Annotated in this window: 9 protein-coding genes; 3 read left to right on the top strand and 6 right to left on the bottom strand. The window is 41.4% G+C overall.

The genetic code is table 11. From position 1 onward, the window contains the following. Positions 1–38: 38 nt before the first annotated feature. The gene (locus KUL49_RS17220; RefSeq protein WP_131138073.1) at positions 39–1,841 is read right to left on the bottom strand and encodes a glycoside hydrolase 43 family protein; all 1,803 of its coding nucleotides are present in this window, start codon (positions 1,839–1,841) and stop codon (positions 39–41) included. A gap of 168 nt (positions 1,842–2,009) precedes the next feature. Here KUL49_RS17220 and KUL49_RS17215 point away from each other — a divergent pair, with 168 nt between their 5' ends. Then, positions 2,010–2,900: a hypothetical protein gene (locus KUL49_RS17215; protein WP_131138072.1), complete on the top strand. Its 891-nt coding sequence runs from the start codon at positions 2,010–2,012 to the stop codon at positions 2,898–2,900. A 47-nt stretch (positions 2,901–2,947) separates the two neighbouring features. Here the strand turns inward: KUL49_RS17215 and KUL49_RS17210 are convergent, their stop codons facing one another. Beyond that, positions 2,948–4,408, bottom strand: a complete 1,461-nt coding sequence (locus KUL49_RS17210) for a sulfatase (protein WP_242633875.1) — start codon at positions 4,406–4,408, stop codon at positions 2,948–2,950. A gap of 12 nt (positions 4,409–4,420) precedes the next feature. After that, positions 4,421–6,184, bottom strand: a complete 1,764-nt coding sequence (locus KUL49_RS17205) for a hypothetical protein (RefSeq protein ID WP_242633874.1) — start codon at positions 6,182–6,184, stop codon at positions 4,421–4,423. 170 nt (positions 6,185–6,354) lie between these two features. Between KUL49_RS17205 and KUL49_RS17200 the strand changes: the two genes are divergently transcribed. Both KUL49_RS17200 and KUL49_RS17195 read left to right on the top strand, forming a co-directional pair. After that, a complete protein-coding gene (locus KUL49_RS17200) occupies positions 6,355–9,354 on the top strand; it encodes a BNR-4 repeat-containing protein (protein WP_131138071.1) in 3,000 nt (999 codons plus the stop codon). Positions 9,355–9,366: 12 nt separating this feature from the next. Then, positions 9,367–9,882, top strand: a complete 516-nt coding sequence (locus tag KUL49_RS17195) for a hypothetical protein (RefSeq protein ID WP_131138070.1) — start codon at positions 9,367–9,369, stop codon at positions 9,880–9,882. Between the two features lie 44 nt (positions 9,883–9,926). Here the strand turns inward: KUL49_RS17195 and KUL49_RS17190 are convergent, their stop codons facing one another. The 3 genes from KUL49_RS17190 to KUL49_RS17180 form a co-directional block, all read right to left on the bottom strand. Next, positions 9,927–11,678 (bottom strand): right-handed parallel beta-helix repeat-containing protein, encoded by a 1,752-nt coding sequence (locus tag KUL49_RS17190; RefSeq protein ID WP_242633873.1) that lies wholly within the window; start codon positions 11,676–11,678, stop codon positions 9,927–9,929. A 412-nt stretch (positions 11,679–12,090) separates the two neighbouring features. Then, complete coding sequence (locus KUL49_RS17185; protein ID WP_131138069.1) at positions 12,091–13,005, bottom strand: hypothetical protein; 915 nt, start codon at positions 13,003–13,005, stop codon at positions 12,091–12,093. A gap of 335 nt (positions 13,006–13,340) precedes the next feature. Further along, positions 13,341–14,810 (bottom strand): winged helix-turn-helix domain-containing protein, encoded by a 1,470-nt coding sequence (locus KUL49_RS17180; RefSeq protein ID WP_131138068.1) that lies wholly within the window; start codon positions 14,808–14,810, stop codon positions 13,341–13,343. Positions 14,811–15,129: the final 319 nt, after the last annotated feature.

The following is a 15,129-nucleotide window of genomic DNA, read 5'->3' as shown; positions in this document are numbered from 1 at the left end:
CTACGCTACAGCCTTTCTTTATCGCCAAAAGGTTTAGGCTAAAACATCATCTGTTGAGTACCCTTAGGGCCATCGTAGTCGTATTTGAACCAGTCAACGTCGATGTAACCCTCGTCCTTTTTCTCATTCCAAGAAAAGAAGCCTAATCTGTCACCCGTCCATTTTCCAAAGCTGATAGTGAAAGTTGGGCCGAAAGCCCGATAGCTTTTGCCATCTAAGCTATATTCGTACGTTGCTTTGTTTCTCGCATTAGAAGTTCTGACATATAGCGTGTCACTTTCAATAATTGGGCCTACTTCTTTTTGGCTCATTCCGTCCATGTAGAACAAACGAGTAGATCCATCTTCTAGGCCTTCTACGCCTAATAAGTTAAAGGTTCCACCATACCTGACGAATCCAGCTAATTGGTTTGGAGCAATACCACTGATATCGAACTTCGCTACAGCTGTGCCCGTTGTGATGCCCATAATACGTTGGCTAAGAGTGTTACTAGCGCGCCAGAAGTCTCCGTCAGAACCGTCATTATTAGTCCACTCGTTAATCTTTGGCCCGTATTCAGGGCCTTGCGGCAATATTTTACTCGCTTTAAGCCGTAACCAGCCATCTCGCTCTGTTAACGACCAGTGACTGTCTCTTGGATTATGGTTCCACTCCCACTGTGGGCCTAAATCGCCAGCAGAAAAATCGTCATCTGAACGCGGCGCCGCAATAGGATAACCTTTTATCGGCTTTTCAAAACGTTTAACAGGCTCACCTATCCCATCATTGTCTTCATCTACACCAATAATTGGCCAGTCGTTTATCCAAGTAACAGGCTCCAGACATTGTGGACGCCCCTGGAAAGGAATATCGTCATTTTGAATAAGCTGATGCATATACCACCAGCTGCCGTCTGGGGCCTGCATTAAACCACCTTGGCTTGCACTACGGTTACCAAATTCTGAGCCTTTCTCCAATACTGTTTTTACCTCATACGGTCCATAGATACTTTCTTTAGACCGCAAAACCAATTGCTTTCGATCATTCTTTGGGTTTTTAACGCCAGGCTTTGTAGATTTATCTCCCATCGTCCACTGCGCCATAAAGATGTACCAATACCCATCTTTCTTATAAATTTTGGCAGCTTCAGCACCCATGCCGGTATATACCAGTTTGCCCTCGTCAAGTATTTTAGTGCCATCCCAGCTCATGCGGTAAATTCGATTTTCATTACCTTCGATGGTGTTATCTGCGCTTTTTTGTTTAGTGCCTGAGTTAACTATGATGTAGGCTTCGTGTGTTTCCTCATCCCAATATACGGCTGGATCGTCTAATACATCAGCTTTGGGAAGCATTATGATTGGCTCACTCCACGGGCCTTCAATATTGTCGGCTGTTGTAACCATTAATCCGTGTTGATAATCAATTTGATACACGTACCACTTACCCTCGTGATACGCCAAGTCACCAGCCCATACTCCAAAAGAATAGCCGTTCATTCGATCCCAGTTATACTCGGGAGCCCAAGATAAACTCGAAAAAGCATGGCCAACGTTTTCCCAGTTCACCATGTCTTTTGATTTAAGTATTGGCATACCGGGGGACATGTGTTGTTTTGACGTAATCATGTAATAGGAATCACCCACTTGCTCGATGTCTGAGTCTGGGTAGTCGGCATTTAAAATGGGATTAATGTAAGTGCCGTCGCCTTGATCACCAAAGCTTCCTGTAGTCGCCTGTTTATTGGTATCTTCTTGTACAGAAAGCGTGTTCGAAGCATCAACCTGACAGCCAGAAATCACCGTAAGTAGAACCGATGAAATACCTAATTTTTTAAAGTTCATGTTCTTTAATGTGTCCATAGAATTTCTACTACTCTTTTCAATAAGTAATATTGGTGCGATCGTTAACAATATTTACATAATGACACATTTTGATTACCATTGACAATTACCAATCATTTGCAATCACAATTACTCTTCTGATACATACCTGAATTAGGTGTAGAGAAGACAGACGTAGGGGCCCCCGTGAAGTCTTTAATAAATATTATAGTCGCCGGTTTTACACTTACTGCTTGTAGTTCAGCATCTATAAACAATGGACAACTCAAGCCATCTCCTTTGAACCATGTCAATTTACCTAGCGGCACACTTGCAGTGGTAATAGATGGTAACTCACCTGATCCTGATGACATAGGCGCAACTCCGGTTTTACTGGCATTACTTGATAAGGCCGACGCTGCGGACAGGCTTGTTCATATTTCTCACTCTTGTGATTTAGACCCCTTTCGAAACAAGGCTCGATATCAAATTGATCCAGCGAGCGAGAGTAGACGTCAGCAGGTGCTCGACAGCTCTATCAACCGCGCGCTCAATGTATTTGGCCCATTTAGAAACGTTGAAAAATTGTTTAATTGTAGAGCGGAACAACAAGCTGCAATTAAGGACTTAACACTAGCAATCAACAATGCTACCGCAGATAGCCCATTGTGGATTATTGAAGCGGGCGAGCCTGATGTTATTGGCTACGCCTTGCAAGAATCAGAAGTTAGCAAACGACAATACGTAAAAGTAGTTTCTCATCACCCCGCCAATGATAACAGCGGAGACTATTTTACATGGCAACAAATACTGGATTTCGGTGTTGAAGAGCACCAAATAGGCGATCAGAATATAGGCTTGCAAACGCCGATTAATGCTTGGGATTGGGCCAAAGATAGTAAAGATGACGGTATCTCGCTTATCTACGAAATGCTCGAATATGCTGAACAGGACGGTATTGTTCCCTTTCAAGCAGGCAAGTTTGATAGCTCTGATGCCGGTATGATTTATTGGTGGATAACGGGCGCGAATAACGGCGGAGATAAGCATGCCACGCCCGAAGATATCAAACTGACGCTTAAACCAAACTCATATTAGATTAGATTGGATTAGCACCCGCTCGCATAGCTAGCGCGTGCTATTTCTCATTCTCCAGCCACCGCTTTTTCTGTCAATGCCTTAAAATACGTATTACTCTTAAATTGAGACACGGGCGACCACTTCGCGTTTTCTTTAGGTAGCTTAGATTTGAGCTCATTTTTGACATCAGAATAGAAAGGATTACTAGCTAAGTTATTCCACTCGTTAGGGTCTGTTGAGTGATCATATAACTCTTCACTACCGTCTTCGTAACGAATGTATCGAAAACGCTCACTCTTTACCGCGTGGTTGTTAGGACCAAACGTGGTTAAAGCAACATGCTCCCAATCGGCATTCGGGTTGGAGATCAAGGGGGTAATATCGTTCCCCTCATTGAGCGGGTTTTCTGGCAAACCAGCCATTTTTACCAGTGTAGGATACAGATCGACTAAACTTACTGGGCGGTTACTTGTCAGGGCTGAAGAAGAGCTCGGAGACTTGATGATAAGCGTAGTTTTTGTAGACGTTTCCCACAGCGCCATTTTAGCGAAACGGTTCTTCTCTCCAACATCATAGCCATGGTCCCCCCATAGTACGACAATCGTATTGTCTGCATATTCGCTAGACTCCAGCGCGTCAATCACTTGCCCAATGTAATGGTCTACAAACGAAATACTAGCCAAATATGCTTGTACAATATTCTTCCATTCTCCAGATTCTATTGCCCAATCAGTCGTTGGCATCATGTCATAGGTGGAAATGCGTTTTGCAATGTCAGGCACATCATCTAAGTCGCTGGGAAAATAAGGAGGGAGTTCGATACCTTCGAGCGGATGCATATCAAACCACTTTTGAGGCACGGTCCAAGGCACGTGTGGACGAAGGAACCCACCAGCGATAAAAAAAGGTTTGTCATGTTTACGTTGTAACTGCTCGACTAACCACTGAGCCGAGTTATAATCTGGCATCATTTCATCTTTTTCAGGGTAGGCGCCCCAGTCAGTGCTGGTTCCTTTCCTATCCCACTTTATTGGTTCGGGGGAATATGGCCCAAACAAATGCTCTCTTCCACCAAATACATCGAAACTTCCGTCAGCAACGCTTTGATGGAATATTTTGCCTACAGCTGCAGTATAATATCCGTGTTGTTTAAAGTACTCACTGAGAAACGTTGACTGCGCAGCTTTTCTGTTTGCAGAACGAATGTCGTTGTCCTGCACATGCCCATATATTCCCGTTGTTGAAGGAAGAAGTCCGGTCATAATGCTTGCTCTTGATGGGCCACAAAGTGGTGCTGGAGCATGGGCATTTGTGAACGTGATGGCCTCTAAAGCTAGTCTGTCAATGTTCGGCGTTTTGGTACTAGGATGGCCATTCATCGCTCCTACCCAGCTGTTTAAATCATCGACAGCTAACATAAGAATGTTTGGATGATTATTCAAATCTTTTGGCGTGTTTCCACCAAAGGCATTAGCTGCAGCGAAAACACATATACTTCCTAGTAAGAAAGCTTTTGTTCGTAACATTTCCCTAATTCCTTAATAATGCAGTTTTACGCCGCGAGAACGCTCAAAGTCGACCTTTCTAATGTTGGCTTCGACAAAGTAAAAGTCGCCATAGATTATAGGCGTATCAATTTCACCAGCGTTCCCCATGTCTCCCGTAGCTTCATCGAGCACAAATCCAAGTTCGAAGCTCATATCCCGCCCATTTTTGTCTCTATCAGTTCTATAGTTAGAAGTCAGTTCCGCCATGATTTTGTCAGCGAGAGCTCCATATTTTTGTCTTTGCTTATCGTCTTTCGTTATAGTTGCGTAACGATAAAGTGCAGAAGCGTAAATAGCGGCGGCTGAGGTGTCTTTAGGAATTTTAGTATGCGTTTCAGGGTAAGGTTCCCGTCCGCAAGGAACAAGCTTATCTCCCTGCAGAATGTCAGAACCATACCAGTTTTTCTGGTTTTTGAGCTCGTTTAGCGATTCATCAGTTAGCATTGAAGCGTCTAATATTTGAGGACGATAACCTTTATACGGCAGAATGTGAGGCTCTATTCTGTTCGCACAGAGCTCTAAAATTCCCGAATACACAGACGTTTCTAAAGACGTGTTTTCGGCATATTTATAAGCGTTGTCTCTGTCCGCCCAAAAGTCCCAAAAAGGAACAAAGTCTTCTTCTAGCAAATGCTCAATGCTATTTAGCACGTTACTTAAATGCTTTTCGAAAGCCCCGCGTTCCACGTCACTCAGGTTTAAATTAGACATATAGTCAACAATCGTTACATAGCCATATAACGACCATCCCTGCCCTCTAGCCCAAGCTGAAATGTTACCTAAACCCTGCCAATTTCCTGGTTTCCGTTTGCCATAATCAAAAACATGGTATGCAATGGGATATCGCTGTTCAGGATCATTTTCTTCATAGAAATAATGATTCTTGAGCGTTGTTTTAGCATGCGTTATTGCAATGTCTTTGTAATGCGATGAATCGCTATCTAGCAGGTATTCTAGGTTCATCATGTTGTCGATGATGACTGGGAATGTCCATGGATCTGCAATTTGGTGTAACTCTACGACGTCGTTACCGTTTCTTGATACGGATACCTTCATATGGGGGACGAAATCCCAAGATTTTATAACACCTTTTTCTGCATTAAATCGGCTGGAAAGTGTTTCTCTACCTTTGGCCAATATTGAAACGTACTTAGCTCTAAGCCCATCACTCAAGCCATCGTAATTTAGGGCTTCGCCATATGAATCATAAAGCATAAAACCTAAATCATGCGTTGAATCAAGCGTTGCATCACCGTCTAACGCCTTCTGATAGTGCGTGGCAAAGTTTAGAAGTTGCTCTTCCTCACTTTCGCCCCATTCCACGTAGTCTTTGTTAGACAGTAGTTTCCACATTACGCCGGGGAAAAAGCCGTTAGTCCACTTTTCATATTTGTCCATAAAAATGCCCCCGTGCTCATATGAGCGTGGAACACAAATCATTGACGTATCTTCAACGCAGGCCGGTCGATAATATAAATGACGTTCAGCTTCAATATGGCTCGCCATCTTTAGATATTGATCCTTAGCAAAAGTAAGATTACCGAGGGCATCTTGCACGGTGAATAATTGCTTATCTTCTTGGGTTGTCTTGGCTTGCTCAACTGCAGGTTTTGGAACATGTTGTTCACTACATGCACTAATGGACATTAGGGTGAGAAGTGTTGCGCCTACCCAATTCTTATTCTTTTGCCCACTGTCTCGCGTAATATGTTTTTGTACTAAGAAACCTTTTTTCTTATCTTCTTTATGACCCACGATCTTCCGCCTTAATGACTACTTTTGACTAATAATGATCATAAAGTAATGCTTTTGTAAACGCAATGTAATATGGTGTGCGTGAAGCTGAATGTTATTAAAATGTTGCAGCATTAACATTTGGCATTAAAACACACATCTTTTAATAACAAACTTGAGCTAATAAAATTATGAAATGCCTAAAAACATTGTTAGTTTCAACCACTTTACTGGGTGCGTTTTCGTTAAATGCGGAAGTGACACTTGAACAACAAATCAAAATTACCGATGAAGGACTGCACTTTGACGGTAGAAACCTCGATTTTTCAAACGTGGGTTCCCCGGATACAGGGGAGAAATACGACTATTTTTTCGGCCCAAATATCTCAGCACATGGTGATGCGGTAAAAACCTATAAACACTATGTGTTTATGACCTGGTACAAGGGCGGAAAAAATGAAAGAAACGTAATGCTCTCACGTTACAATACACTTAGTGGCGAATTATCAACGATTGAGTTTCCACACAGGCACACCGGGTTCAGAGGCGACCCTTTAGTCGGTGAATCACACAACACTATCGGGTTAGCCGTCAGCCCGATTAACGGCACCATTCATATGGTGTTCGACATGCATGCTTACGATGACAATAATCACGGTGGCAAATTTAAAGACGATTTCTTTCGATATTCTTACAGTGTACCTGGAGCAGCTGAGCTTCCCCACTCCGAATTTACGCTAGATAAGTTTGTAAAAGATACTAGTGAGGTCAGTCAAGGGGATGATGATTACAAGCACCTCACCATGACCGGAGACCTTGGAGATAAAGGCAACTTTGCTCGACTTACCTATCCTAAATTCTTTACCACAGTAGACGGCACATTACTCCTTTACATGCGCTTGGGCGGCAATAATAACGGTGCCTATGTATTCAACCGCTACGATGCTGAAGCTGAGAAATGGTCTACATTCACTCCATTCAATGAAAACAACCAAAAATCCAAGGGGAACCCATACAACTGGGGACTTTACGGTAATATGAAGTACATAAATGGAAAACTTCGCGTAGGTTTCCAACAGCGTAGTAGTGATAATACAGACAAGTATAAATACCAAAACGGTGTCTTTTACGCATATTCAGACCATCCTGATGGCTTCGGTGATTGGAAGAACCACAAAGGTGAACCAATGACGTGGCCGCTCATCAATTCAGATGAGATTAAAGTATTTGAACCAGGTGACTATATAAGCCACACCGAAGCCAACTCGGTTTACATTGTGGGAAGTTTTGACTGGACTGTTACAGAGAAAGGCGACATTCATATAATCAGCAAAGTACGTTCTACAGACCGTAATAGACCTGATTACGAAGAAGTTTATATTCATTCATATAAACCTGCTGGCGCTGATGAATTTATAATTAGTACTGATTTCACCGGCGCAAGTGAGATTTATACATCAGGTGACAATGTTTATATTGTAGGTTTAGAGGGTGGCCGCCCCTATGTTGAGAAAGCCCAAGGCGGCACCAATAATTTTGTCAGAGTGTATAAAGCTACCGATGGTCCAGTTTTCGATCACGGTACACTTTATATAAAAGATGGCAAAGTCTACTACTACCTTATGGAGCGTACTTCAGGTAACGCAATGCCGCTTTATCTCCAAATTATCGATTTAGATTTAGAATCTGACGCTAATGCACCGCTTGTTTCCTTCCCTTCTCCTTCGTTAACCGTAGAACAAGGTTTTGAGAAATTGAGCCTTAATATTTCTGCTGAAAGTCCAGTGGAAGGAAGATTTATTCAATCTGTCAGCCTTTACATCAACGATGAATTAGTGCGAACAGATGATTCGATGCCCTATTTATTCGGTCATGGCTCTAAGCCGCACGAAACGGGCGCTATGGGGTGGTTAGACACCCATGAGCCAAACCCCTCCCCTCTCCCAGCAGGAACTCATATTTTCAAAGCAGTCGCGGTGGACAGCGAAGGCGATAGTGCTATTGCAACAATGGTACTTAACGTTAACTCAAACGCGCCCATTGTTTCATTCCCGCAAGAGAGTTTGGAAGTAGATGAAGGATTTGAAAAGCTCAGCCTAAACATTAGTGCAGAAAGTGCGGTTGAAGGGCGTTCTATCGAATCAGTTTCTCTTTATATAAATGGCGAGCTGGTTAGAACAGATACATCTCTTCCCTATCTATTTGGTCATGCGTCTAAACCTCATGAAACGGGTGCTATGGGATGGCTTGATACCCATTCAACGAATCCTTCACCGCTGACCGCGGGTACTTATGAATTTACAGCTGTTGCTATTGATAGCGAAGGCGAGGAGTCTACAGCGTCGATGCAGCTAGTAGTGAAGGGCGAGCCGCAACCGCCAGCCGTTACGTGGCCTAATTCAACTGTGACAGTCTATGAAGGCTATGAAAAACTAGCGATTACTATTGACGCTGAATCACCTGTAGAAGGCCGTGATATACAGTCGGTTACTCTTTACAGAAACGGTGAATTAGTAAGAGTAGATACTCGCCCAGTTTGGAACTTTGGGCATTCTTTCGCTCCTTATGAGTTTGGTGCCATGGGGTGGTTAGACCGTCATGAGCCAAACCCCTCACCTCTAGGCGTCGGTACTCATACGTTTACTGCTGTTGCGAAGGATAGCACGGGGCTAGAGGGTGAAAGCGATATGACACTTATTGTTCTAAGCTTACCTGGACCCTCCATTACTATAAATGAAAGCGATGTCTCACTGCTTACTGAATATCAAAACCTTGCAATAACGGCAGATGCCTCTACAGCAAATGACGATATTACGATTGTCAGTTTAGCACTTTACCTTAATGAGCAATTAGTTAGAGAAATTTACGAACCTCCTTTCGAGTGGGGAGGTGAAAATTACTCGGATGAATTGCTCGACTTACCAGTAGGTACGCATTTGGCAAAAGTCGTAGCCACTGATTCGAACAATAATCAAACCGAAGCAAGCATGTTTGTCACAATTGAATTACTTGGTGACCTGAACAAGGACTCCGTTGTGGATAATAAAGATATTCGACTCTTTACAGCTGCATTGCGCAATGGAGAGGAGATGAATATCCGTTATGACTTTAACGACGATGGCGTTGTAAATAACAGAGATACGCGAGGTCTTGTTCATCGCTGTACTTATTCACGTTGCGGTTCAAACTAGTAGGAAATGAAAATGAAGATAGCTAATTTAATTCTTATCTTTGGTTTAGTGATGTCCTTTTCTTCAAAAGCATCGCTTATAACTTTTTCAAATGATTCGCAGTCCTACCTAAATGGAGACATCGTTGAAATAGAGGTATTCATAAACGAAGCCAATCCTTCAATAGACTTCCTTGAGGTTGTATGGAGTTTCGATTCTAGCTTATTCGAGTTTGATGTACTTTCCGTCACAAACAGCGTGTTTGACAACTCTTATTTTGACGATGCCTATACTATTGGCGATGAATTAATATTTCAGCTAGGTTTATTAGCTGACTGGGAGAGCGTTTTAGGAACATCATTTAAACTGGGAACATTTAGCTTTGTTGCTTTAGAAGGCGGCGTGTCATCGCCTGAACTTACGTTGGTTGACTTGTTTGCGCAAAATATTGAAGGAGACGACATAGAAGCAACATCGGTACCTGCCCCATCAACCCTAGCAATATTTTGTATTGCAGGGATTATATTGTTCAGAAAGCGGATAAGCTAAGTGGAATGGCCCAAGGACTGAAGCCTTGGGCCATATTCTCCTTCTTACTTAGCGAGTCGTTTTTGTTTCTGGTAATCGTAAAGAGAAGGAATCGCCACCTTGTTATTAATGTCAGAAATATGCGGCACAGGATAATGTTCGATAGAAAACTTTCTATTTCCGTATATACCAACAACTCTTGCATCAGGCCCTTCTGTTTGGCCTAAAATTCTTACGGTTTCGTTACTATCAGCACCACTTTCAACAAATATTTTTGCGTTCCACGTAGTATTATAACGGCCATGTCCCGGCTGCCAGTACCCTGCTCCACCGCCAAACCATAAATCATAGTAAGGACCTTTTTCATCACGTTTTGTTTCTATATGAATCGTCATGTTGTCGTAAAGGTTTTGATGATTAGCACCAGCATGCTGATCTAGCGTAGGCTGAGTGAAAGCTTCTCCCCGCAAAAATACACTCTTTGTCGATTTAGTGTTCATGCTAAAGGTATGAACAGTCGGATTTGATATTTTGGCATCCTCAACTAAAAAATTGTGCACGCTGCCAAGGTGAACTCCATAATGACCAAAACGTGTTCCATAGCTGTGTATATTGGAAATAGTCACGTTTCCGCTGTTTTCGGTCAGTATGGCGCTATCTGCATTGTCAAAGCTTACATCTCGTATCCAGCTGTTGAACACACTGGTTAAATAGATACCGTTGAAACCCTGTTCAACGTGATGACCGTAGGTTTCGCCCGAAGGAAATTGTATAGAGAGCCCTTCAATACCAACTTCTTCTAGGTGTTCCCATGATGATAAGTGAGCGGGAATGTTCTCATTTATGTCGTGTAAAAGAGGGTCACGTATCTCAACCGTATTTCCACGAATAGATTTAACTTGGGTGGGTTGCATTACTAGTGGTCGGTCTGGAAAATCATAATGATGCGAACCGATCATTAGGTCGGTGTCTCCATAAATTGATTTTATGATACCGGCTTGTTTACCGTTTTTGTTGTGCCAGTCTATTCTCAGAATGTCGCCAACCGAAATTTGTGATGTGTTGCTAACTTCTAAAGTTTTCGTTCCTCTCTTACCTTTGGTAACCGTCGCTAACATTGGAAGCTGTTCATCCAATTCTTCTAGATAAGGTACTGGTCGAGTTCCTTCCTTTTGAATCCATATCACTCCTCCAGACCAAGAGTACTCGGAGAAGTAATCATCTATATAAATCTCTGCATCACGTTGTTTCTTATTATGTAGCCTTAGATAATTTCTTAGTTCGTCTAGATGAGGTGTTTTGTCAATAATTGAAAGAGGCATTGGAAAGTAAAGTTGGGTGCCCTGTTCACCCATTCCTTTACCGCTCACCGTGATGTTTCCCCGGCTAATTTTTAGAATGTCTTTTACGATAAATCTCCCTTTAGGTAGGGTAACTGTTACATGTCCATTAATACTATGTGCGTGTTCGAATGCGTTCAATATAGCCCTAGTATCATCCTTATTATCATTGGGAACAGCGCCAAAGTCTTGAACGTCAACATAAGTCGTTGTCTCACTATAAGTAATTTCTCTTTCACCAAAATGATAACCTGCATAAGAGTAGTCAGGGAGATATGTGTCATTTGATAGAAGCTTATCTTCAATAGATAACTCTGGTGCTGCGATAATTGAATTGTGAACTGATGTAAACATCAATGATAAGCAAATGTACTTTAATGGATGATGTAGTGGTAATTGTTTAAATGTAGTTTTTGTCGTTCTCATTTTTGAAGCTTTCTCTTTGTCTAAAAAGTTAGGCTTTAACAATATATTCACAAACAATCAATAACAAGCATAACGAGTCAAAATGTCACCTGTATATTAAGTTGAAAGAACTAATTAGAGATTAGTATGTGTATGGGCGAAGCCATATATACATCTTTTAATACATCTATATTACTTCTAATGTGTGCATCAATGTGGCTATACGACCTCGTAAGTATACTTTTGCTCTTCAATGTCAATATCTACGCATGAATGTATTACTTACTACTCATGAATGGCGTTGCATATTCTCACAAGTGCGTTAAATTTTGGCATTCGGGCACATGTTTGACTTTGTAAGAGGAACATGCGGGATAGATCGGTAGTTTTTTAGTAAAAAGAGGACTGAGGGATAAAACTATTGAAAGTTACGCACAGAAAAGCCCTCGAAAAGTCGAGTTTTCTTTATTGTGCAAAAAGTTAATTAGATCTTACCTATACTCTTAAGCTTTTGTAGGTATTTTGCTGCTTCGTGAGGAGATTTTGGTGAGCGGTCAAGCGGTACTGATACCTGAATACTCTCCGTACGTTCGTCCCTGCGAACAATGTTACATAATTTCGTTATAAGTGACTTTACACATTTAGCTGAAGTGTTGAATTGTCTTACAGTTAAGAATTTCACAAACCCTTTAGTGTAACTATAGTCTACTATGCCCCAGTGCTTTAAGGTGTTGATTACACGCCTAACAGTGTTTTGAGACCATTTAAGAAAACGAGACAGTGCAGGCACTGTACGTTGTAAACTCTTTCGATTTTTTTCAACATTCCATTTGTGCTGATTTTGGAGGTATCCATGCATGATAAGAGCTTTGTGAACATGTTTAGAACTGTTGCCTGATAATAGAGATATATTACGTTTCAACTGCCCTACATGCACTTTAAAGAAGGTCATACTACGCTCTTGGTTATTTTTACTCTTGTTCTTTGAGGTAATAAGCGTCTTTTCCAGCTCCCGAGCAAACGATACTGCGTAGTTATGTTCGCCTACATGGAGGCGGTGAGATATTTTATCGTAGTACGGATGGGAGGTGTCTTGCTCTTCTTCTAATGGTTGGCTTTTCTTTAGAAAACCTTTTTTAATCAAAGATGAGATAGCTTCCCGGACAGCATTTGGCGAATAGCCGACCTTATTACAGATTGCTTGTGTTGTCTGTTTGAATTGACGTTTGTACGGCCGCATTTGGGATGCAAAAAAAGCAATATGTGCAAACACAAATGATTCTGTGTCTGACAAATACTCAAATTGCCCTGGCGACATAAAAACTACGTCGTCATAACTGTTATTAGGATTCATCTTTTTTACCAACAATATTCGCAGATTTGCTGATAAAAAACGCATTAGAGGTTGACCTGATCTGGTAAACCGCTAGAATTAGATGTGTAACTGCTTCGAAAAAGTTACATCTAAAGACCCGTGCAGTGCGCCAACACTTCACGGGTTTTGTTTTTAGCGCTTCTTATCTATCCATATTTCAAAGTGCTCTTCACTGAGCTTTTAAAGATAATATCATTTTTTTTCTTTATTTTCTCGATATGTGTAATCTTTATATGAATGGTATGAGAGATCAAGGTGGATCGCGATCTATTTGTGATCTTTCTAAAGATTCGATCCGAGGGTTAGTGATTGATTTTGTTAGATTAAAGATTCGATCCAAAAGGTAGTATTCTATTGTATCATCTACGATCTTCTAGTTTTCCCAGAATATGGAGTGCGGACATATCACGCCTGAATGCGATCACTGGAATGCCCTGGTCCGGGGAATAGCCAATGTTAATTAAATAGCCTTGTACTGTAGCTCTTCCGTATTCAACAATAAGTTCCCCTTTTCGCTGTTCTGATAGGTGACAAGTTCCGACCTGTTTTACGATCCTTTTTTCTACAGCCTCATGTATTTTGGCTCTGTAAGAGGGATCTGAATTAGCTAATACCATGTTAGAAAATTTTCGTTTGAATTCATTAAGGCTTGACGATGGAGCCACCGATTCCCTTAGTTCATTCCATGCATAAAGTTGCTGTGCTTGACGGCCACTGAGCAAATGCTCTCGAGCCCACAGTCCAAAGAGTATTTCTATCTCATTTTTAGTTGCAAAGACGTCACTATCAATAAGTAACATATCATTTAATGTTCGTCTTTCCTTAACCGCAGCTACGATACTTTTAACTGTAGAGCGTGGAAATTGAATTACGGCAGCTTTTTTTTCTACTTTTTTTGAATCCTCATAAGTTACTATGGCTTCCAAGCGAAACAACTTGTAGTACAATTCGATATCAACAATAAAATCCTTATTACTATCGTAAAAATCTCTCATGTCAAAAGTCGTTGCTGAGAGTCTTTGTAGCGATTGAATAGCATTATTGATGTAACCACCAGCAGAAGCTTCTGAAACAGGGATGTCTTTGGCCATAGTTATAAGGGGTTCTAGAGGTAAAGTGAAGGTCTCTCCAATAGCTTCTGATTCATTCAGTCGTTCAGATATATGATTTATCAGCCATGTAATTGCACTAGCGTAGTAGCTCATGTCGGGAAGGTATATAAGCCTCCCTTCCTCTGCTCTAGCAGTGATGAGAACAGGTTTAGCTCTCCCCTCTTCACGTAACTTAATGCTAATCGTACTTGATTTATCTTTTCGATTGGTTCGCATTGCCTTAACCAAGTAACGAACAATTTGAAGCTCCATAAATCTCGTTTTATCGTCGTAGCGCTCTATGTTTATGGTTTCAACAGTACTCGACGATACGGATTGAAAGCTATCTGAGGATATGTTTTCTTTTTGAGACTCAACAGCCGCTATGAGATGTCCCTTCGGTATTGCTAGCTTATATAGCTTTCCTCTACGTTTCTTAATGGGATCAGTAGTTATAAACTCACTAGAGATAAGCCCTTCTTTTTCTAACTGCACTAAATGATGGCGCACATTAGAAAGTTTGCGGTTTATTCTTGCTGATATGAAATCTAAGCTAGCGGTTAGTTCTTCTATTTCTTGAAGGGCAATGAATATGTCAGATGCCACAGTACTAGTTGTTGGAGATATGTTCAAAGAACTGCAAAGCCTCACAAAAACTTTGAAATCGAAGTCGTCTGGCACTGAAACCAGGGGAGCTTTAAATCCATATTTTTCAGCTAAATCGAATAGCTCACGCACTTTACATATTTCCTAAAGATTTTATTCTTGGTTCTGATTCGATCCAAAGGTTATCCGAGAACTTTTCCTATGTCTATCATTGGTTAATCAAACAACGGAGTAAGATAGTTATTAATAGTTCACCAATGTTTCATTAACTATGAAAAGTATCTCTTCACAATCCGTAATTTCTCTACTTCTTTCTATTGCAGCGCGATTTGTTTCCGCGGAAACAACCGCGTTTCAATTCATCACAGACCAATGAATCCAGAGCTTTGAGCCTATCCGTAAAATTTAATTTAATGGGCCCTATTAAATAGGACCAGACTATTCAGGGCGA

The organism is Alteromonas sp. KUL17 (genome assembly GCF_006538305.1).
GTDB classification, from domain to species: domain Bacteria; phylum Pseudomonadota; class Gammaproteobacteria; order Enterobacterales; family Alteromonadaceae; genus Alteromonas; species Alteromonas macleodii.
The sequence above is the reverse complement of the archived record's forward strand: the minus strand, read 5'-3'. Positions and strand labels throughout refer to the sequence as shown.